Here is a 23,101-nt window from a genome sequence, read left to right on the forward strand (position 1 = left end):
ATTAAAGTATTGTTATATAAAATCAAAAACAAGGCGTTCTTTTTTGTTTTTCTCAGCAGGAATTTTAAAGATATTCACTTTCATATCCCTTATGAAATGAAAGGTAATTAATAATGAATCCTCTTCTTTCTGTTCAATACTTATCTTTTTAATATCCCGGTGTTTATTACCGATATGCCGGGTTATTTTAGATAAAACATTCGGCATATTATTACCCTGACGAGTATTATTAAGAATGACTTGTAATGTTGTGTTCTCATTTTGAGCCACTTTCTCAAAATTTATATTCTTTAAGGACTCCAGTGTCAGACGAGAGAATCCGGAATGGGTACCAAAACGTGCATTTGTCACTTCATTAATATTGCCCCTATTTGAATTAACCGATGAGGTTGATGGGCGAGTCGTGGTGGTGACGCTGTTTGTGCCGGCACTTACGCCTGACATAATCGGCGGCGGTTGAACCAGTTTATCTATCGCCAGGGTATCCAGAGGTTTTATTGATGACGATGTATTACTTGCTGAAGCAGGCGGTTCTGCTGTTTTTGCCGTAGCGGTGACCGGTTGTGGTTCTGTCACTGGTGAGCTTATCTCCAGAATAGGTGCTGGAGTTTTAGGTATGGAAGAGGGTGCCGCTTTAGCGGTAGCACTCTCGGTTTTAGGCTCTGCAATCGGTGAACTTAGCGTCTGAACTTCAGGTGTTGCAGAGAGCGCCGTTTTGGTTGCTATCTCTTTTTGTTCTAACACCGGAAAAGGAGGGACGATCGTACTTGCTATTGATTCTGTTGGTGTTTCCTCATCGGAAGTCAGCACCGTTGTCTTATCGAGAGAGATATCCTCCGTATCGCTACGCTTAACGCGTGTTGCGGTACTCATTAATTCAGAAATTAATTGTTCTGGTCTTTCACTTAAGCCATTTACGCGAATTAAATTGTCCGCCTCTTCATAATTGTCCATTTTGACTAAGACAAAAACGAGATTATGTATTATCGACGGTGTGCTATGCCCTCTGAGATACAGCGGCATGAGATAACTGTAAGCCTGCTGGTAATTTTCCTGAAGAATCATCAGCATGGCCAGATTATTGACAACCTGTTCTTCCGGAACAAAAAGTGCACGAGCCGTATTGAACGATTGGTAAGCGGCATTAAACTCACCTTGCTGTGCCTGAAGTACACCCAGCATGTTATAGGCTTCACCATTTTTGGCATTCAATTTTAGTGCTGAAGTAATCGCTGCCAGCGCTTGCTGGTCTTTACCTGTAGCACTCAGGTTTTTAGCCTGTAGCAGATAGACTTTATCGTTTGGTCTATTTTCAATTAAGGGTTCAAGGTAGTGAAGAGAAGAATCGTAGTCTCCCACAAGATTGTAATATTCAGCCAATTTAAAGCGAACAGTAGGATCCTCTTTACGACTTAATTTCTCACGATAGAGTTTGACTAAACCCTGATAGTTATTGACCTTAGTCAGGATATATTCCTGCTGTTTCTCATCCAGTTGATTTTCACCGTATATACTTCTCTGGCAGGCACTAAGAAGTAATACACAAAGTGTAACGTATATAATATTTTTATTTATGAAGGCCACAGCGCCACCATCCTTATAAATCCAGGTCCACCAACAAGTGCTAAAATAGGGAACATAATAAATACGATCATGGGTAATGACATTTTTGCAGCCAGGCCTGATACTTTTTCATCTATCGCAAGCAATTGCATTTCTCGCATTTCTTTTGAGAGATCTAATAGAACCATATAAACGGAAGAACCAAATTTAATACTTTGCTGTAATGTAGAAGCCAGCATTCTTACTTCCTGACTTGGCACTTCTTCATTAAGCATATCTAACGCTTCCGACATTCCACTGACTTCCATTTTCATAATAACGCGTGTCAGTAAAACAGAAATATCCGGATTAATGGTTGCCGTATTGACAGCAAGATAGCGAATAGCATTTTCAATTGTCATACCGGACTGAACGCATACGGCCATCATGTCAATAACAAAGGGTAAATCTTCAGAGATTCTTTTTACCCGTGAGCTAATGATCATATTCTTGATCCTATTGGGTAATAAAATAATAGAAGCAATAAATATGAAGAGTATTAATACTTTCATTGTCTGAGACAAAACGAGTATTTCTAAGGACTCTAAGATCTGTACAGTTAAAACAACAAATATTATCGCCAGTGCTTTAAACAGAATATTTTTATCAAGCATTGCCGCAAGAACGACACCCTTGCTGCTTTTTCTGAGTAATCTTTCTGTCGGTGAGTCATCTTTCTTTTCAGCTACGGAGGAGGTTGCAGAGTGAGTGGCAATTTCCAGCATTTGTTTAACGGAATCTTTTCTTTTCTGTTTATACAGATGCTGTGCAATGCCAAAAATACCGATTAAGAATAGTAATGCCAATATATAAGCCATAATATTACCTATATTTTATTCATCATCGACCAAACACAAAAAAGACCAAATAACTCGCTTGCTATACAGTAATAAAGAATCATGCGTCCGGTAGGATCGTTTAGAAGAATGTCAAAGTTTTCCGGGCTGAGAAATTTAAGGAAGAAAAAGAAACCAATAGGAATCATCACTAATATTTTAATTGATGCCCTTGGCTCAGCGGTTTTTGCATATTTCTTCCTGTACATGATTCGTGCATTAGAAATAAGTTTACTCAGACGACTAATGACTTCCTTCACTTCACCGCCGCCTTTCATATTAATTAATACAGCAATAATAAAGAAAAAGTATTCCCGGTAGAAAAGACGTTGGTAAGAGTCCATAAAAACGCGTTCTACATCTTCACCGATCTCTAATCGTTGAGATACTATTTTGAACTCATCGCCTACGATACCCTCTATTTTCTGCCCACACTGCTCAATAGCATGCAGTAAGGAGTTTCCGGCACTGACTGAGCCATTAATAATATTCAGGGCTTCGGCAAACCCCTCTTCAAATTCCAGCCTGGTTGCCTTTTTACTACGTAAATACAAACCATAAAGTGTTATAACAGCCAGCATCGGTAAAAAAATCTCAATACTCATTCTGATATATTGATTATTTATAACCAGACCACTAATTAATATAATAAAGAGAATAAGTGCATGTTTGATAGTGACAGATCTATTTTTACCTTTTATATGGCGATAAAAGTCATTCCATATATTGGTTATTGCCATGCCATAACTATATCCACTCAGCTTTTCGCCAAATGTAATATTGGTTGAAAATGATTCAATATAATTAAGGCGTTTCAGTCTCCTGTTTTGTCGATAATATAAAGTTATATGAATAATACCGAGTAAAAGCAGGATAGCGAAAAAAAGTGCAATCATGATGATTTCCCAAATAATTGCTTCAGTGGCTCGATTAATTCATGGAATACTGCATTCCGGTAAACAGCAGAACGCTGCAGTAATCCGAATGAGTTATAGTTTCCTTTTATCCGACCATTTTCATCACGTTCAGGTAATGCAGTAAACGTGAAGATATCCTGTAGAATGATGTTTTCACCTTCCATTCCCATCACTTCAGTAATATTGATCACTTTCCGCGAACCGTCTGGCAGGCGACTGACTTGTAATATTAAATTGATGGCTGATGCGATATTGCGGCGAATGGCGACAAGGGGCAGGGCAGCGCTTGACATCATCACCATGCTCTCCAGACGAGCCAACGCATCACGAGGGGAGTTGGCATGTAAAGTCGACATGGAACCATCGTGGCCGGTGTTCATGGCCTGTAACATTTCAAAGGCTTCTTCGCCCCGACACTCACCAACAATGATGCGATCGGGGCGCATACGCAATGAGTTAACCACCAGATTACGCATGGAGATCATTCCGCGGTTTTCTGAACCGGCCATACGGGTTTCAAGGCGAACAACGTGTGGTTGCAGAAGACGCAATTCGGCGGCATCTTCTAATGTCAGTACACGTTCATCATCGCCAATATATTGTGATAAGGCGTTGAGTAAGGTGGTTTTTCCTGACCCGGTTCCTCCGGATACGATGATATTTACCCGACAACGTGCAGCAATCACCAGAAAATTAGCCATCATTTCGTTAATGCTGCCGTATTCAATCAGATCGGAAAGGGTCTTTTTTCCTTTACCAAACTTACGAATGGAAATCGAAGTTCCATCCAGAGCGATAGGGGAGATAACCACATTTAAACGACTGCCATCCGGCATTCTGGCATCCACCAGAGGTTGGGAGTCATCAATGCGGCGACCCACTTTAGAGACTAATCGGCGAGCAATTTCTGTTAATTGTTCATTACTGATAAATTTTTTATTGACGCGTTCAAGGCATCCACCGCGCTCAACGTAAATATGGTTAGGGCCATTGACCAAAATATCACTGATTGAATCATCCTCCATGAGTTCTCGCAGAGGGCCGTAACCGGTAATTTCGTCGACAATACTTTCAGTGAGTTGGTTTAATGTATGACTTGATAGATAACGACCCGATGTTGTCACGACGCGTTGAATGTTTTCTGAGATTTCTTTTATCAGTAAATCCCGATCGTTTCTCAAGTCATTGAGTTTTTCCAAATCAATGTTTTTTAATACCAGTTCCCGAATTAAGAGCAGTGTTGGGGAGTTCTTTTTATCCATATTGGTTAGCTCAGTTATTAACCTGGATTATCCGTAATCCTATTTATAGAGTTAAAGTTTCTTTTTGATTCAATTGACTTTTTTTTCAAAAAAAGATTTGAAGAAACTCTTTGGACTGGATTCTGTGTGTAAGGCTTTTTTACCTAACAACATGGCGGCAAACTGACGCAATGCGTCATCAACGTTCTCATTCCTTTTCTTCGGATCTTGTTGATAGGCGCGAATAACATCAATGGATTGCCCGAGATACTCTTCAATATCACTGTTTGTGAGTTCGTTTTTAATCGGAGGGCGATAATTGTTCAGGCAAATAAACACTCTGGGCACATGGGCGGTATTACCGGATAGTCCGCTACGTGAAATATGGTCAAGCACCGTTTTTGCGATGCGCAGAGAAGACAAATCACGGGTAATTAGCAGTAGTAAGCTATGAGAATACTTCAGAATGTAGTCAAGCCGTTCCTGGGAGCAGTTGTAAACCGGATTATCAATAAAGATCATATTGAAACGGTTAAAATTTTGGTCTTCATAGTTCCAGGGACGCTCCTTTTGTTCCATTTTGACGCTGATATTCTTATCAAAAGGCAAAATAGAACCATCTTTCGGTATGGCTCTTCCCAGCAGTAAATCCAGATCTAAACTTCCTGCGGCACCCTGAACCATTAAGAGCGGGATGGTGCTTGCTTTGCCGGCGGTTTGCAGCAAATCGTAGCAAAATGATGATGCACCACTGCCTCCTTTACACCCCAGAACACTGAAGATAATTGAGCCGCGCATGAGAGTATTGTTGGATTGCTCCAGTACAAACTCCGGTAGTTCAGGTAATTGACTGGCAAGGTGAAGATACGATGCCCCCAACTTATTCATTTCCCGGGCAAAGATAATTGAGTCACTATCTCCCAGCAGGATACAGCGTGTATTTACCGGAACTAACAGGGCAATAGATTGTTGAAGCTTGGTGATATCCGTGCAGTTTTCAATATCGGCGACAATGACATCCGCCCCCTGCGTAATGGTAATATCGGAAATACTTAAGAAATTCTGCATGATACTTTCCGTATCATCAATATCGTACATCAGCAGAGTACTATTGATATCATCCAGTATTCGTTTACGCGAAGAGATGATCGCGACTCGATGTTGAGTTTCGGGATTAATCGCGCTGGCTTTGTTCTGTTCTGTTTTGTCATCGTTGAATAGTTTCATATTTAAGATTCCAGATACATTGACTGTCTATTTAGAAAAACCACCGCGGTTCAGGAAATTGTGGGTATTCTGAGAAAGCCTGTCTTCATACGTGACTTCATCTACGTTGACATTGAAGAACAGCTGGCTGCTGTTGCTTTTGTTGTAATCGGGTAAATAGATTGGTTGAGTGGAGGTAACCGGTCTGACAAGATTAACCGTGGCAAATATGACCAGCTCGGTTTTCTCTCGTTGTGTACTTGAATTGCGGGCTAATGCGCCAAGAATAGGGATTTCACCGATAAAAGGAACTTTGCCTAAGGTTTCTTTATCATTTTCACTGAGTAAACCACCAATAACAAAACTGTCACCGTCAGCCAATTCAATCGTCGAACTTGAACGACGAGTGACCAGAGTAGGGATGTTATAAGTATTGTATGCATAAGAACCGGAAACACTGCTGATCTCATTGGATAAATACAGTTTAATTTTCTGTTTTTTCTCCACCTTGGCCGCAATACTTAATTTTATTCCGTACTCTTTATAAGTGACTGACGTCCCTTCGTTATTATCATTTTTGGTTAGAATTGGAATCTCTCCACCAACCAAAAAATCGGCTGTTTCACCGGATAAGACGGTCAGATTCGGCTGCGCCATGATTCGGGCAACAGAATCATTTTGGATGGCATTAATCGTATTGCTGATATTTTTAGAGTCGAATCCGCCTTTAAATCCGATCAAGCTAAAGACACCTGGATTATTCGCCGTGGTTCCACCGGTCATAATGCTGTCGAGAGTCAGGCTACTCCAGTCGATACCTAATGCATCAGTAAAACTCTTGCTGACCTCAACAACGGTTAATTGCACATTAACCTGATTGGTATTTAAGAGTTGCATACGATTGATAACATTCTCATATCGTCTGTTTTTCATGAAACTGATATCTTTTACTTTATTGGTTTCACCAATGTTTCTTGTGGAATCCTTTTCATCGTCTCTTACACCGCTGATGGTTGCTCCAACCAGACGATAGATAGCATCCATACTCTCTTCATCAGAAACGGTTCCGCTAATGATATAAGTCACTTTATCGGCATTGGCATCACCAACAAAACGGGTAATTTCAACGTTATTACCGGGGAATTCTTTGCTGACTCGCTGGTTAAGATCGCCCAGGAAAGGGTCAACACTGATATTACGTTTGAGTAATACTTTCGAGTTTTTTCCATAAACGATTAATTCGGAATTCCCGGTGCTTTTTGCATAGATAACGATATTTTTATCGTTAATAACTTTGTAATCAGCGACGCGAGGATTAGAGACAAAGACAGTCTCCAGACCTGCAGGTACCGTGATATTTCTCGACTGACCGTATTTCAGAAAAATTGAATTTGCAGAAGCTGCACTGCTGACGGCAAAAAAAAGGACTAATGCCATAAGCGGATATGAAAGCGTTCGGATGGCGGACTTACCAAATATGAAAACGTGCATAAATAACCTTTTCATTATTTATATCCCTTGATGATGCTCTTATCGAGTAACCATGCCTTAACGGCACCAAAAACTATCAGTGAATGCGATGGTTTAACCACGTAGCTCATGAACAGTCTGTTTAGTTTCTGTGCCACTGGTATTGGTATCCAGAATGATGTCTTCTGAAACGGGCCACATGGCTTCAACATCCGGCAGAATGGATTTGTCGTTGATCGCATGTTCTTTATGTGAGGCAGGAAATATGATCAGTTTCGCTTTGTCTTCCAGACCTTTCAGAAGTTTGACGTCTTTATCTTTGAGTTCGGCGATTAATTGGCTTCCGCTTTCTATAACCGGAACACCATTTCTATCAACGACTTTTGCGGGCCGAAGCGCAAGCACTCGGCGATCTTTTAGTAGTGGTTTAAGGCGTGTATTTTCAATGGATGAACTGGGTGAGACGATCTCCTCACTGCCATCGTTCAATATTTTCCTGCCATAAGCCAGATAGATATCAATACCCTGACCCGCTTTAATATTATCGAAGAGGTAGTTATCATTTTGGGATAACTGGAAGGTATAAAGTACATTTCCTGGTTGTAAAAACATAGCCAGATATTCCGGGGAGTCCGGCTCAATAAGTGATGAAACAGGAATCAATGCTCCTTCCGCGACAGGGGTATTCACAATCGATGTGGCCAGTGTTTTCGTTCCTATCGAGAATTGCCTTTTCTCGTCGCTGCCCTGAACAATTTTCATGGTTTGTAGACGAAAATCATCGGTACTTAATACGGTATTCGCTGTAATCTCTTTTAACGCCATGGCAACAGTAATGGTTTCTTGTGCCGGTTCTACTGGATTAGCAGTTACCTGAACGGGGGCTGGTTGAGGTTCGGGTTTGCTTAATATCAGGAAAAGGCCAATCATTCCAATAACTGTCATGACAATATAAATAACCAAGACATTTTTCTTCATTGTAAGCATCCCTAATCTCAAGATTTATAACGGGTGTCATATATGTATCTTGCTATATTGATAATCAGTTATTTTTGGCATAGCTACCGCACGGATTTTACTTCCGGTATTTTTATACATATTGTTTTTATAAAAGCGTTGATAAACGTTTATCAACGCTTTTATTGTTAGTGACTATTCAGGCTTAATTTCCCGTCAGGGGAAATTAAGTTTTTCAATTATGAGTTCAGCGAATCTATCTTGTTTTATTCTGGCGCTTCAATTAATCCTTCAACGCGAGTTTTTAAGGTTTCAAATGTACCTTCAAGCATTTCTTTGACCGGACCGGTTGAACCGAAAACAACCATTACCACCGCAGTAACACCGGCAACAACAACGGCGTATTCAATTGCGGTAACCCCTTTTTCACTGTTAACAAACTTTTTAACGGCCTGTTTCGCCTGAGCCAGTTTGATATATCCTTTAATTGTCATGTCATTTATTATCATAATCTTTATCTCCGTTTTTCCTTTTTAATAAAACAAAACGTTTTACCTTTCTTTGTGCCGCTCTTACCTTTTGTTACATTACAATAATATAAAAAAATGTTTATTTCTCTTGGTTTTTTATAGATAACGCAGTATCAACGATTAATTAATCTCATATGCGTTTTTTTTGATAATAAATATATTTAAAACAACATGTTATGTGGTGTTGTTTTATGCGTTAATAATTGTTTTTATTTTGTTTTATAGTTATTTTTTATTTAAATTTTTGTTTTTATCTGTTGTTATTTTTTGAAGGTAAATAATATAATAATAATGTTCACATTACATGTGAGTAACATAAATATACGCTAATATAAAAACCAGACTTTCATCACAATTATGGGTTGCAGGTTATTATTTTCTTGTGCTTGAGTGTTAATTGGATATATAAATTAGTATGTTAATAATTTCTTAATAATCTATTTTTATACGTGTTATAGGGTGTTTTTATGCTTGATGATTCGAGAGGAAGGAAGTTTTCTATCAATTTGCAAAATGAATGTATAGCAATATTCATAGAATCAATGCCCAACGAAATCGCTATTTATATATATGATGATGAAGCTAAAGGATATATCTTTAATATATTGAAAGAGTTAAGTCCACTTGAATCCAGTATACTTTTTGTTCTTTTATCTAATTCTGGTCATATAGTCAGCAATTCGACTCTTCAACGAAGTGGCGTTAGTGATAAATTAATTACCAGTAATAATTTGCGGCAGTTAATCTTATCTCTTCGTTCTTTGCTAATGGATTGTGATAAACCTCATCGTGTGATTAAAAATAAACCACGAATAGGCTATGGGATTTACCATGTACAAGTTTTTTACGAAGCGATAGATTTATATCTTGCTCAATCCAGAGACTCAGATAAGAACGACCGCAAACAGGCTCTAACTTGTGAGGTGGAAAGAGACAGGGATAAGGAAAAAGATAGATATCAGGACAAGGACAAGGACAAGGACAAGGAAAATATTTCTCAGTGTAAAAAAAAACGAATAAATTTTCATCGGATAGTTCCCGGCTACACCAAATTAACCTCCAAAGCTATTAACATTCTCTCTTTTCTATTCTTTTGTATCATCACCTGGATGGTTTCAAATCACAATAAAGCCTCTGATGAGCTGATAAATTTTTCGCTTAGCACACATACTGAAAGCATAGTAAATAACAAATTAAAAATCATTGCGTTCCATCGGGGTAATGATAATACGCTGTATATACAAACAATAAAAAATGCCTTTATGAAATATCTGGCTTCAGATGATAATGAAAAATCTGTCAAGATAATGATTTTTAGCTCTCATGGCTCGATCTTGCTAAGTTGTATCTATGATCAAGAGCAGTTTCTTTTCCAACATTTTCAGTTAACCGAAAAAAGATTTTCCTCAAATTTTTCCATTGATGAAATTGCCCGTCAGTGTATACATATTTCCACTCAATAAATTGAATCTAAAAAGGTTTTTTAGATGCTTGACGTCAGTAAGTTAGTTTGAAAAAGAGATGTCCATATAGTGGTAAGTGTTATTTAGAACGGAAATTTCAATTTTTAATGATAGTAAACTGCATAGTTCAGCATAAATTATATTTTACCACTGTTTAACTCATTGTAGCGGTAGTCAAATTCAGGTTGACCATTTTTGGCATCTGTCCTGAGCGGCTAATTTAGTCGCTTCAGTACTTATGTGTGTGATACCAGGGTCATTATCTTTTTGTGATGAGAATAATCAGGTCATTAAATAGTTTTTAAAATTTAAATACATTTAATTTATGAGTTATTATTTTTGAATCATTATTTATGAGTTATTTAATTATTTTTTAGCGTGATTTTTATTCTTTTTAAGAAAATAAGAGATATTGAAAAAAGTATTATCAACATATGAAAATAAATCATATTAATAATTTTATCTGGGCGCAACGCTTTGGTTGTAGTTGTTGTTATTTTTACTTTAATTGGTTCTTTATGCTGTCTTTGTTGTGTTGATTGATATTATTGTTCGTGCTTTAATCTTATTGTCGCTTAAGAAGTTATTGTTTTGATTTTTGTTTATATTTTATTCTGATGTTTTTTCATGGGTAAAGTGGAGTAATGTCATCTTTTTTTGCTCTGGTTATTCTACAGGAGCTATGAGTCATTATTCATGTTATCTGCCATTAGGTAGCGAATGTTTATTAAATACAATTAATGCCTTTGATTAGGTATAGGCAAAAACATATTTAGAACTCTCTTTTAGAGAGTGCTCTAACGGCGCTGATATTTGTCTGTAGTACATTTCCGGGCGGAATAACGGAGATTGAGTTCATTATTATCCAGCAGGCATTCGTCAGTTATCAGTATAAAAAATCAGTAAATATTGAGATGAGTAGGTATGACCAGTTAACAAGAATGATAGACAGCTATCAGGAGAAAATGAAATGGTTATTAAAAATGTACCTTGCTGCTACTGTTTACAAACACATTCAGTCAGAAAATATGGTAAGGCCAAATCGGGTTACCAACGGTATATGTGTAAGCATTGTCAGCGAACTTTTCAGTTAAGATATGTCTATTCAGCCTACAAAAATCGAGGGGATAAATATCCAAAATCAGGAGTTAAACCTATCGATTCTTAAACCGATGTTAGCGGTCATTAATATACGCCATTCAATGTTGAGATCCCGGCCTCATTCTGGAGAAACAGGGAATGAAACACAAAATATAATCGCTGTCTTTAAGAACTGAAAAACGACATAAGAGAGTTGGGTAGATCCTGATATGTTTTGATCGTTTTGGTGCTATTAACTGAGATATTTTGCGCTCTCCACATCGAAGAGCGCAGTTTTCTGTTTAACGGGTCTACTCGCTTTGTAAAACGATAGGATGATGTTCAGTATTCCCGATACTATGCTGCTGCCATATAGCCCGATACAGCCGCTCTAAATCGCGGGTAAAGCGCTCGGTATCAAACAGCGGTGAGGTGGTTCGATTGGCGGCCAGTTTCTCTTTTAGCTGCTGAAGTCGTGCCGGATCGTTAGCTAATGAAAGCGCCAGCTGATAGTAATCCTCATCGGTAGCAGTCACCAGTTCTGGTAACCCTACGGCGGTAAGCAAGCTTGCTGCAACACGACTGGCAAATAGTGGCCCAAGGCGAGTCACTAAAGGTACTCCAGCCCATAGGGCATCGCTGGCGGTGGTATGTGAACCTACCGGGTAGGTATCCAGCGCTAAATCAGCCAGTTGTAAACGACCAAGGTGCTGTTCTACGGACAGGCTATCGGCAAAAATCAGGCGCTGTGGATCAATACCATTTTTCACTGCTTCAGCGCGTAAGTTATCTACGGGTACTGATGTACTGGTAAGTAACCACAACACGCTGTTTGGTACGTTGTGCAGCAGTTTGCACCAAAGTGCAAACGTCTCCGGGGTATATTTCATGATTTGGTTAAAACTACAGAAAACGAAAGCGTCTTCCGGTAAGTTTTGCTCCGCACGGGTTGGGCGTGGGGCAATTTTCTTTCTGTCATCGTTAGGCTGATAACAGTAGGGCATTAATGCCAATGTTTCACTGAAGTGTTCTGCATGCTCGACGGGGGTGACCACCGGATCGCCAATAATGTAATCCGCCAGTCGTGGTTCACCTAACGAGCCGGGGTAGCCTAACCAACTCACAATAACCGGTGCCGGACGTAGTGCGGTAATCTCCAGCCGGGTGTTTTGCGTAAAGCCTTTCAAATCCACCAGAATATGTAAATTATCCTGAGCAATTGTCTTAGCGGCGGCACTGTCCGACATATTACTGAGATCGACGACTTCCATGTTTAAGGCATTCAGTCGTTCGGTGTAGGCGTCTTTTCTTTGAGGGGAATAGGAGTAAAGCCGAATAAAGAAGTTATCGGTATTATGCTTTTCCAGGATGCCGGACATCAGATGCATAGTGGCATGATTATAGAAATCAGATGAGAGATATCCGATCCTTAATACACTATCGGCAGGTAATGACGGAGCCAGCGGCACGGGAGGGCGCTGTAATACCCCTTTTAGCTTGAACTGAGCAAACTTCTTACCAATATCTCTGTGCTGAACTGGCGTTAACCCGGAGACGTTCAACAGTGACCATGGTTCAAAAAAGTTGAATTCGTTACTGCTGGTTAAACTTTGCAGTGTCGTTTTGTCCAATTCATCAAGCCCATCCCAGAACGCCCCACGGCGAGCAGCACGCTGTGCGGAACAGTAATTATCAATCTTTTTAAACATATCGATAGCTGATTGGAATTCACCATCTTTCTCATACATACCAGCCAAAATTGAGTAAGACTCAGCAAGATTAGGATCAAATTCAATGGCCTTCAGCAGTGCCTGCCTGGCTTTTTCTTCCTGATTGGTATCTCTGAGAATAAGGCCTAAATTCTTATAGGCTAAGGCATATTTAGGTGAGCTGGTGATAGCAAGATTATAATAGTGCTCTGCTTTAGCGAAATTCTTTCTGGTAAGTTCTATATTGCCAAGATTATTGGCGGCTTTGGCATGTCGCGGATCCAGTTTTATGGCGTTGAGGAAAGCGGTTTCCGCTTCAGCATCTTTATTTAATTCACGATAAACCAGACCAAGATTGAAATGGCATTCAGAACTGGGTTTGATAAGGATTGCTTTACGAATAAACGACTCTGCTTCGCTATGTCGGCCAAGCAGATAATAAACAACACCTAACAGGTGTAGGGCATCAACAAATCTTGGCGCTCGCTGTATCAACTGACGCAGAATTCCCTCGGCTTTTAAGTATTCACCTTTATTATACAAACCAAGGGCTTCTTGATATTTCTGATTTAAAATTTGTGGATTGCTCTTCATTGCCCCTCCTGGAGCTATCGATATGAACAACAGAATTAAATCTGTCTCATAGCCTACGCGTCATACTTGATGCTGTGTTAAAACTGGCGGCTTAATAGGTAAATATTCACCTTCAGTAAGTAATACCTAAGTTTACCAATAAAGGTGGGATTCGTCATTTTGATGAGCCAAAGTCATATGATTCAGTTTTATGTTTTAGCATAGCTTATCGGAGGGAGAGATTTACAGGCTAACGCCTGCCCTTCGGGGCAACGAAAGCGTTGTCCGTTGGGGTCGTAGCTGCTTTATCTAAGTACAAATGGTCTTCCGGCCGGGCACCAGGATGATATGAGCAATACTGTTTTTACGGCTGGAATATGCACCGTTGCTGATTGATTAAGTTTGTTAGCAGTCTAAAGGGACGAGATATTTCTCGTCCCTTAATACGTTCTTGATTATTTTACTATTATAAACCTCTGACTATTTGGCCGTATCCGGTACTTCTCTGACAAACCAGGAGAGCACCAGAAATACGCAAACGAAACCAATCAAAGTATTAAAGCCAAATGCGATACCGTAAGTATCTGACAGCATACCCACCAGCCAACCGGCAAATGCGCCACCCAACCCTGATGCTACATATATCAGCCCCAGCATACTGCCGTTTTTATCAGTCATACGGGTACCAATAGCGGAAGCAGTAGGGAACAGAACCGACATGGCAAAACCGAAGGCCATAAAGGCATAGATCCACTCATATACCATCATGCGACTGATAATTAGCGTAATCAGCGACAGGGCAGAGAACAGAATCAGCGTATTACGCTCCCCCAGACGCATATTAATGAAGCCGCCGATAAATCGCCCTATGGTAAACAGCACCGCGAAGCTGGCAATAACATAGGCACCGGTAGCGGTTTTTTCGGCGACGGTGGCGTTGGCAATATCCAGCGAGCTATAGAAAATAGGGAAGAAGTTAAGGAAAGCCACTTCTGCCGCGACATAAAATAGTAAGTAGGCGATGACTAACATCAAACGGCCGTTAGTTAATAGCTGCATAAAATCTTTGACATTCATATCCATGCCGCCGGACTTTTCCAGTCGAAGCGTGGTGAGTACCAGCAAGATCAGCGCTACAATAACCGCTACGGCAATATAGAAGATTCGCCATGAAATGTTATGGCTGAACATCATATTCAGCACCAGTGGCGTGACAATCATACCAACGCCGAACATGGCGTTTGCCACGTTGAACATCATACCGGCACGCTCTTTATAAAAAGTCGGAATCACGGTAACGATAGACACCAGCATCGAACCAATACCCAGCCCGATAACCAGATAGAAGCCAAGAAACAGCATCACGGTAAATGCCATACTGGTGCCGACCAAACCAATCGCCATACAGCTGGCACCAATAAACATCATAAAGCGTAAGCCTTTCTTATCGGTGAAGTAACCGGTTAGCAGGCTGGCAATAAGAAAACCGTATTGAAAAGTAGAAATCAGGGTACCTATTTGTGACATGGTTAAACCAATGTCATGATGGACCTGTTCCAGAATGATGCCCTTGGTGTTTTGGATACCACCCAGTAGAAACATAGTGGTAAACAACAAAAAGAACACTTTCCATTTTTGTGCATTAGTCATGTTTTGTTCTCCCTGATGTCAGGATGAAAGTGTTAGCGTTTAGCGGATTGTTGACCGATAGCGGTAAACAGGTCGTCGGTTGCCCATCCATAGCAGTAATACAGCAGGTCATCACAGGCGCTGTTTTTAGCGGCCTTCACTGCTTCTGACAGGCTATCGGCATCGATATTCCACATTTGAATACCGCTGAAAATCCAGGTGCCGGGCTGTGAGCGCTCACGAACAATATCGTTTTGCTGCTTAACGAAAGCGATAGGAAATCCATGTTGTTTAAACTGCTGGTAGCTCAGGTCATAAGGCAAATTGAATAACCGCAGGAAGGCGGAGAAAGCCGTTTCCTGTTTCTCTGGCGTATTAGCCAGAAAATTAATCAGCCCCTGCACATCAGCCCCGCCACCCAGCTTGTGGTAAGGGAAATGTTTTAATGCCGGAGAGAGTTTGGTGAGCTGGGTATAATCCTGTCCCAGGATCCATGAATAAGCCGGTGGCCACAGGTCAAGCCATAGCTTCAACGAACCATCATGTTGATTAACGTCATGCAGCAGATTTTTAACAAAATTGCTGATGCTCTGCTGACGGAATTGTTGCCATTGTTTCAACACCGGGTCATTAAGCAGGTAATCGACAACTACATCATATTCATGCTGTTTGAGCAAAATAACTAATTGATTAATGGTGAATATTAGATTGCTGATATCAATATTCTGCTGTTGCATCTTTTTTTGGCAGTGCGGGCAGAAGCAGGTTAACAAACCACGTGGGTTAACGGTTTTACCTGCCCAGTCAGGGAAGCGAATACGGTCAATCAGATAGGTATCATAACCGTATGTTTTTTGCAGACTGTGGAAGGTTTTTTTCCACAGTTCAATCACATCCGGGGCATTGGGACACAGCCAGTGCTCAACCGGATCGCCCTGAAAATCAATCACCTGGTTATTTGCCAGATCGCCGGCAAAATCACCGTTAAGAATATTGACCCAGGGGATGACTTTCATCGTGCTACCATCCGTTTCCTGCTTGATGATAGCTAATGGATCCTGACCCGCCAGAATAGTGGGGTCAACACGCTGATACAGCGCGCCCTGTTGATAATCGTTCAGTCTGGCGTGTAGGGTTCCGGTTCCCATGACGACCTGATGAACCGGATTATGGGGAAGATGACCTACCGGATAGGGGTTACGTTCAAATATGGTATTAACTTCCACAAACAGATGGTCAACATCACCCATCTTTGCCAACCGGCTAACAATGTTATCCACGCCTTCATCAAGAATATCGTGAGGGTGGAGATGAATACCTGACATGGTGAAATCCTCGCTTGATAATCGTCTATTTAGTTGGCGCTAACTGAGCTGAGCGTCTGACATAAATTGAATCGAAGGATAAACCTGATTCAACGCCAGTACGGCAATACCGTAGAGTGGAGCCTGAGTGCCCAGTTCGGATTGCTCTATCTGAATTAAGGTTTGTGAAAATGTATGTTGGTTAATATGCGCCTGTATATAAGGCAGGAATTGTGGCGCCGATTGAGTTACGCCGCCGGTCAGAATAATTTTTTCCGGGTTGGCGATAGCAACAATATTCAAGATGCCAATGGCTAAATAGTCAGCCAGTTCTCGGAATAGCGATTCAGCTAGTGTGTCACCCTGTTGGGCCAGTTTAGCGATGGCTTCGGCACTCAACGCTTTTCCGCTGAGTTCCTGATAGCGTTGGCTGATGCCGGAGCCGGAAGCATGAACTTCAAAACAGCCTTTATTACGCCAGTTATGGGAGAGATGTTCCCGGCTAAACATCATATAGCCGATCTCACCGGCAGCGTTATTAGCACCGCGAATGATTTTGCCATCCATTAATAATGCTGCGCCTAACCCGGTACCGACGCCAATTAATGCAGCGCTATGGACTCTCTGACATTTGCCGCGCCACATTTCGCCTATCAGGGCGGAGCGGATATCGTTTTCCAGCACCACCGGTACTTTAAACACGGCGGACACTTCATCAGCCAAAGGGATGTTTTCCCATTCCGGCAGGTTAGGTGAACCTTCCAGCACAATACCGTGATGATAATCAACGATGCCAGGCGTAGCGATACCAATGACTTTGAGTTTATCCGCGCTAACAGCATGCTGGTTGAGGAACTGTCGAATGGCATGATTAAAGTGCTGTAAAAATTCAACGCGTGTCGCAACCTTATAGGTTTCAGTCTGTGCGGTGGCCAGTAATTCAGCATTCAGGTTAAATAAGGAGAACGATATTTTAGTGCCACCCAGATCGATACCAACACCAACACCGTGGTTAGCATCAAAATTAACCATTACGCCTTTACGTCCCAGACCGCCTTCAGTCATACCACTTTCATAGATGATCTTCTCATCCAGCAGTTCTGTCACAATTTCAGAAATAGTGGCTTTAGTGATACCCGAGACTTTAGCTATCTGGGCCCGGGAAAGGGGCGTATGTTCACGAATCACATTGAGAACTAAAGACTTATTCATCAGTCTCAGGGTATTTGGTACGTTAGGACTCATGTTATTCTCCAATTAGTTTTGAATCTAAACTAATTAAGTAAAAAAATAGGCTGAAATGTGTTTTTTTATAAAATAGACTCGAATATCACACCTTGTAAAGCGTTTTATTGATCTATTGGTTTGCTTTGTGAACTTTTGTGGCGTGCAGCACATTTTTAATGAAGGAGTGAAGCTACGGCGTTAATGTCGAGCTTCACGTATTATGAGGTTTAGCTATTTTCGGGATTAGCTACGAGCATTTTTTCACGATCCTGAAGACGACTTAGTAGCTTAGCTAAGCACCATACCACCATAAAGCCGGCGATAAGCGCCAACAGATGAAAAGAGATTCTTCCCCCCAAGTTAAAATAGAGCCAGCGGGCAACTTCAATTGAGGCGGCACAGGTGCTGAGAACCACAATATTCAATGAAGCGGAAACCGTGCCCTTGGGAAGGTCGTTAGAGAATAACGTGAGGCGAAAAAGGGTTGGAAAGATAAGTCCGATACCAAATGCATAAAGGCTGGTGCCGAGAATAGACCATAGCCAAACATGCGGCATGAGTAAATTACCGGCGATAAGAGTAATAAGGCCGACCAACTGAAAAGGCACCGCGCGCCAGATAAACGTGGGTGAACCGGGGTCTTTGACAAATTTAGCCACAACAATATTGGCCAAAATAACTGCCCCAAATACCGGTACTTGCATCCAGGCAAACTCTGATGGGGTGAGGCCACCGTCATCTATCAGGATCACCGGAGAGACCGCAACCCAGCTCATCATTGGGATATAACTTAATGAGATGGTTGTTACGCCGGTAAGAAAAATACGATTGCGAAACACGTTCCTGAAATCATTAACGACGGTACCAGCACTAAACGGCCGATCACTTTTTTTGATGGTCTCCGGCATACTGAACAGCAACCCCAGCCAGGCGATTAGTCCCATAACGGCAAGCATGCCAAACAACACTTTCCAGTGCGTGAATTGCATCAGGGCAGCCCCAACCAGCGGACCGATAACCGGTGCAATCAATACAATAGAGGTGATGATTGCCATCAGTTTAATGGCTTTTATCTGACCAAACGCCTCCTGTACCGTCACATAACCAACAGTGGCAATAAAGCAGATGCTGGTGCCCTGAATGAAACGCGCCAACAAATATTGCTCCATTGAGGTAGTGAACAGTGTAGCAAAACAGGCGAGGGTAAAAATAAGGGCTCCGGTTATCAACACCGGTCGACGGCCAATACGGTCGGATAACGGGCCTAATAACCACTGTAGCGCCATACCTCCGGCCATATACAGGCTGACCGATGCTGGAGCAAGGCTAACATTGGCGTTGAAATCCCGTACCACATGAATGATACCGGGTTGGATCATATCGGTGCTCAGGTAGGCGGTAAAATCATACAGAATCAACGCCATGGGAAAGAATAGCGTGGTGCTGTGGCGAGCAAAAAAACGAAATAGTGACTGCATAAAATAGGGCTCCTTCACTTCCGAACCAGCTGTTCTTATCTATGATTTTCCGGATACGGGGGCGTTACTTTAATGTTCTGGTTTTTATTGCGCTTATCACTGATTGCTATTTTGGATTGATACGGATAAATCTGTCGGGCAATTGTCCTTAGCCAGTTTTAATTAACATGATGGTTAAGGGAAAGGCTTTAGCCTCTCAATATATCGACCAACGATAAGCCCCAGCAGCATGACAGCACAGGCAATCACCCATGTAGCAGCCAGTAGCAGAAAGGAATTTCGATAAATATAGGGCTGCACAATACCATAAATAAACAACAGTAATGGAAAGTGCAGAATGTAGATGGTGTATGAACTTCTTGCTAACCGATAGCCTGGCAGACGAATACGTATGCGTTGAAAACTCATCAGGTAAAACAGTAATCCAAAACCGATACCACACAACGTGCCGTATAATGCCAGCAGCAGTTTGGGTTTATCTACCTCCGCCGGTAGCATCAATAGTCCTATTGCAGCCAACAGAAGCAACACGATAGTGACGCTGGAAAAGAGCGTTATTAAAACGCCGGCTTTAAGCTGACGTTGATGGTTATGCAACAGTGCGGCAATAGCGCCACCACACCAAATCAAGCTATACAGCAGAAAAGCATAATTAAGCAGACTTAATACCAATAGTAACAATACAGCGATAAAGATCGCTATTTTGTTGCGTGGCCACAGTAGCAGGCCAAATAGAACATAAAACCAAACCTCGAACGGCAACGACCAGAAGGAGAAGTTACTGGCGGGTGTTTCAGTTAAAAATCCGTTCACAAACAGCAGAACGCCGGTGAAGCTTTTAACATCCAACACCATTTTGGCCTGACTCATGGTATCGCTGATAACCGCCAGTTCACGACTACCGGAGGCAAAAAACCAGGGTGAGATCAGATAAATGAATAACAGCGCTGCGCAACCAAAATAGAAAGGGGGAACAATGCGGTTTAAGCGGGAAAAAGCATAGCGTTTAACGCTGAACTGGTGATTTTGCTGAATGTTATAACAGGCAGATTTACAGATCAAAAAGCCGCTCAGGGCAAACAGTGCCATCACCCAGGCGTGAGCAAACAGATAAACCGGCAACATAACGGCAGGCCAGACCGGATAGAGAAACAGTAAATAGGCATGGCAGAACAGCACCATGGCGGTACTGAAACCGCGTAGCATATCAAGCTGGTGAGAGACCGCTTGCTCAATAGGCGTAAACCGCTGAAACAGCCTGATTAATGTCATGGTGCCTCAAATGCCGATAATGATGTTTGTCCCGGTATAAAATTGAGTACATCGGCACTGTACAGTCGCTGTTGACCTTCCTGACTGAAAGGTAAGTTTTGATACTCCCCTGTTAACCAGTCATCAATATTATCAGCATAGTGTGGGCTGGCCGGATTCGCTGACTGGCCGGCATTGTTCATTACCCAAACCGGATCGGATTGGCTGAAATCTACAATTAAGCGCATGGCTGGGATCAGCAACGTATTGAAGTCTTGCCCCATGGTGTAACTGGCAATATTGATCGTGTTGATATTACCGCCAGCAGGATAAGGCCCCCGGTTCAGATAGCCGTCGAGGCGACCAATCATTTTTTGTTGCTCTTCCGGTAAATATGCCGCTATTTGTGATGAAAGGCTGTTCCATTTATAACGGTGCAACTGCCCCCATTGCCAGCGGGAATAGTCACTGCCAAGTTGCTGTTCTCCGTTTTGTATAGCGGCTGCCAATGCATAAGCCACAATCGCCGCTTTACCGCTGCGAGCCGGATCTGCTTTTTGCCAGAACGGACTGGCGTTGGTTTTAGTGTCATCCTGCCATAACAAGTGGTCAGCCTGAGCCGAGTAGGATTTTGAACTTTCAACAAAAGCATGCCAGGCCTGTGGATGGTTAGTAAACGCATCGGCAAACAGTTGGTGGCTAAACGCTGATAAAAACAGATTATACAGTGCCGCTGTCGGACTATCTGCATGTAGCTGGCCGTCGAAATCCATCAGTCGGGACTGGGCCAATCTCGCCTGTTGCTGTTCTGGCTCTGGCAGGCGGGCGATAGCGATACTGAGTGCCGGCTCGCTCAGATAAGTCTGAAGTTTGGCTACCATGGGATCCAACTGGTCGTACTGCATTTGCTTCATGGTAGTGAGGCTATGTTGGTCGGTAACATTCAACATGGTCGATATGCGTTCGAAGCGTTCCGGATGGGCCCAGGTTTGTGAAAAATTAACCGGATAACCTTTTTCTACAATGCGGTTATTGGCGCTGGCCAGCCAGCCTTGTTTATTTTTTAATGCCGACGGATAACTTTTGGTAGGAACGCTTCCCTGCCAGTCATATTTCCCATCCCAGCCCGGTGAAGGGAACAAGCCCAGACCATTTTTGCGTAATGGGTAACTGCCGGTTAACTGCCAGCCAATTTGCTGTTTATCCGCCAGCAGCATATTTACTGAGATAACTTTAATCTGATTGGCTAATCTCATTGCCTCGGGCACTTGCCGTTGGTAGGGAATCGCCATTAGCGCATTAATACTGTTATCGTCATTTGTTGGTGAAAGGGTGCTCAGGGCGATGCCGTAACGGGATTCCACTTCCAGCGGTTGTAGCAGATAGCTACGGCTTTTTAGTGATTCATTAAGCAAAATGCCGTGCTGAGTCTCATACATATTTTCGCTAACGTCTGGCAGCCCTTTTACATGGAAGACTTCCCGGGTTTGCTTTGCCGGCAGCCATTTTCCTTTATACAGATATTCAAACCCTTTGTCGGTAGGGCGCATCTGTTCCAGAAACAGATCCTGATTATCTGCCATTACCATAGTATAGCCCCAGGCCAGATGCGGTGTGGCTCCCAGTACGATGGCCGGAATTCCCGGAATGGCAGCTCCTGCCATTTGCCACTCGGGGGTTTCAATTTGGATCATGCTCCACAGCGAAGGTAAACCAATGGGTAGATGGGTATCATTTGCCAGCAGAGTCCCACCGTTTTGCGTCAGATCGGCTGTTATTGCCCAGTTATTGGAGGCCATAATATCGTGGAGATGAATACTCTCCAGCGATCGGCTAACCAGCTTTAACTGGTCGGCTTCCTGTTGTAATGGTTGCAGGTTAAGCCCCTGCAGTTTTTTTGCTTCAGCGTGGGGAATGGGTTCATCCGGATAAACCGGAAATAGCCAGGGGAGTCGCTCGGTGCCCAGCTGTTGGGCAATAATCAGGCTATCAATCTCTTCATGCAGGTTGCCTGCCAGACCAAAGTTAGCCAGCGATAAAATCAGAATGGCGTCTGTGGCTTGCCATGCAGGAACCGGATAGTCCGCAGCGGCTAAATCCATCGGTAGATTATCCTGATGGGTATCCAGCCACAGGTTTACTCCCTGAGCATAGGCTTGCAGATAGCGGCGATTTTGGGCATTAGTTTGCTGATAAAGCTTATCCGCGGCCTGGCGAAAGCGCATTTTGCGCATAAAGCTATCAATGCTCAGGGCGCTTTCTCCCAAATATTCGGATAATCGACCTTCAGCAGTCAGACGCATTAACACCATATGATTAATGCGTTCAGAAGCATGGATATAGCCCCAAACCAGATACACATCATCCAGATTCTGGCCTTTAATCAGTGGAACACCCATCTTGTTATAGCGTACGCTGACCGGTTGATGTAATCCTGCCAGCGTGATTTGACCTTCTTTGCGGGGTAGGGTATCGGAATAATAGAGATTGATCAGGCTGTGGCAGCCGGTTAACAGCAATGAGCTGATAAGCAGGCAATAGCGTAACGTTCCTTGTAATCTCATCTCTGTACCCCGTAAAATTTAAAACTCTTTTGCGATTATATCCGTTAGTGTTAATAAACCCAGC

The 23,101-nt window shown here is 42.3% G+C and carries 17 protein-coding genes; 2 read left to right on the top strand and 15 right to left on the bottom strand.

Going from position 1 to position 23,101, the window contains the following annotated elements:
* Positions 1–12: 12 nt before the first annotated feature.
* From I2494_RS07305 to I2494_RS07340, 8 genes are all read right to left on the bottom strand, one after another.
* The gene (locus I2494_RS07305; protein WP_218466416.1) at positions 13–1,584 is read right to left on the bottom strand and encodes a hypothetical protein; all 1,572 of its coding nucleotides are present in this window, start codon (positions 1,582–1,584) and stop codon (positions 13–15) included.
* Complete coding sequence (locus tag I2494_RS07310; RefSeq protein ID WP_218466417.1) at positions 1,572–2,420, bottom strand: type II secretion system F family protein; 849 nt, start codon at positions 2,418–2,420, stop codon at positions 1,572–1,574. Before I2494_RS07310 ends, I2494_RS07305 begins: the two co-directional genes overlap by 13 nt.
* Positions 2,421–2,428: 8 nt before the next feature.
* Complete coding sequence (locus I2494_RS07315) at positions 2,429–3,334, bottom strand: type II secretion system F family protein (protein ID WP_218466418.1); 906 nt, start codon at positions 3,332–3,334, stop codon at positions 2,429–2,431.
* Positions 3,331–4,617: a CpaF family protein gene (locus I2494_RS07320; protein ID WP_218466419.1), complete on the bottom strand. Its 1,287-nt coding sequence runs from the start codon at positions 4,615–4,617 to the stop codon at positions 3,331–3,333. The genes I2494_RS07315 and I2494_RS07320 overlap by 4 nt, the downstream gene beginning before the upstream one ends.
* A gap of 69 nt (positions 4,618–4,686) precedes the next feature.
* Positions 4,687–5,823 carry a hypothetical protein gene (locus I2494_RS07325; RefSeq protein WP_218466420.1) on the bottom strand — a complete coding sequence of 379 codons (1,137 nt, stop codon included), beginning with the start codon at positions 5,821–5,823 and terminating at the stop codon, positions 4,687–4,689.
* A gap of 27 nt (positions 5,824–5,850) precedes the next feature.
* On the bottom strand, positions 5,851–7,308 hold the full coding sequence (locus tag I2494_RS07330) for a type II and III secretion system protein family protein (protein WP_228350867.1): 1,458 nt from the start codon (positions 7,306–7,308) through the stop codon (positions 5,851–5,853).
* 78 nt (positions 7,309–7,386) lie between these two features.
* On the bottom strand, positions 7,387–8,250 hold the full coding sequence (locus I2494_RS07335; RefSeq protein WP_218466421.1) for a CpaB family protein: 864 nt from the start codon (positions 8,248–8,250) through the stop codon (positions 7,387–7,389).
* 245 nt (positions 8,251–8,495) lie between these two features.
* The gene (locus I2494_RS07340) at positions 8,496–8,738 is read right to left on the bottom strand and encodes a Flp family type IVb pilin (protein ID WP_218466422.1); all 243 of its coding nucleotides are present in this window, start codon (positions 8,736–8,738) and stop codon (positions 8,496–8,498) included.
* 488 nt (positions 8,739–9,226) lie between these two features.
* Here I2494_RS07340 and I2494_RS07345 point away from each other — a divergent pair, with 488 nt between their 5' ends.
* A complete protein-coding gene (locus tag I2494_RS07345) occupies positions 9,227–10,222 on the top strand; it encodes a winged helix-turn-helix domain-containing protein (RefSeq protein ID WP_218466423.1) in 996 nt (331 codons plus the stop codon).
* Between the two features lie 970 nt (positions 10,223–11,192).
* On the top strand, positions 11,193–11,390 hold the full coding sequence (locus I2494_RS20785; RefSeq protein WP_456085660.1) for an IS1/IS1595 family N-terminal zinc-binding domain-containing protein: 198 nt from the start codon (positions 11,193–11,195) through the stop codon (positions 11,388–11,390).
* Between the two features lie 223 nt (positions 11,391–11,613).
* Here the strand turns inward: I2494_RS20785 and I2494_RS07350 are convergent, their stop codons facing one another.
* The 7 genes from I2494_RS07350 to I2494_RS07380 form a co-directional block, all read right to left on the bottom strand.
* On the bottom strand, positions 11,614–13,605 hold the full coding sequence (locus I2494_RS07350) for an O-linked N-acetylglucosamine transferase, SPINDLY family protein (protein ID WP_218466424.1): 1,992 nt from the start codon (positions 13,603–13,605) through the stop codon (positions 11,614–11,616).
* A 459-nt stretch (positions 13,606–14,064) separates the two neighbouring features.
* On the bottom strand, positions 14,065–15,234 hold the full coding sequence (locus I2494_RS07355; protein WP_218466425.1) for an MFS transporter: 1,170 nt from the start codon (positions 15,232–15,234) through the stop codon (positions 14,065–14,067).
* Positions 15,235–15,266: 32 nt separating this feature from the next.
* A complete protein-coding gene (locus I2494_RS07360; protein ID WP_218466426.1) occupies positions 15,267–16,538 on the bottom strand; it encodes a hypothetical protein in 1,272 nt (423 codons plus the stop codon).
* A 39-nt stretch (positions 16,539–16,577) separates the two neighbouring features.
* A complete protein-coding gene (locus I2494_RS07365; protein ID WP_218466427.1) occupies positions 16,578–17,762 on the bottom strand; it encodes an ROK family transcriptional regulator in 1,185 nt (394 codons plus the stop codon).
* Between the two features lie 209 nt (positions 17,763–17,971).
* Entirely contained in the window at positions 17,972–19,222 is a 1,251-nt protein-coding gene (mdtM, locus tag I2494_RS07370) for a multidrug efflux MFS transporter MdtM (protein WP_218466428.1), read from the bottom strand.
* 174 nt (positions 19,223–19,396) lie between these two features.
* Entirely contained in the window at positions 19,397–20,494 is a 1,098-nt protein-coding gene (locus tag I2494_RS07375; protein WP_218466429.1) for an acyltransferase family protein, read from the bottom strand.
* On the bottom strand, positions 20,491–23,037 hold the full coding sequence (locus I2494_RS07380) for a penicillin acylase family protein (RefSeq protein WP_218466430.1): 2,547 nt from the start codon (positions 23,035–23,037) through the stop codon (positions 20,491–20,493). The genes I2494_RS07375 and I2494_RS07380 overlap by 4 nt, the downstream gene beginning before the upstream one ends.
* Positions 23,038–23,101 lie beyond the last annotated feature (64 nt).

The sequence above is a fragment of the Limnobaculum allomyrinae genome (assembly GCF_016649425.1).
Lineage (GTDB): Bacteria > Pseudomonadota > Gammaproteobacteria > Enterobacterales > Enterobacteriaceae > Limnobaculum > Limnobaculum allomyrinae.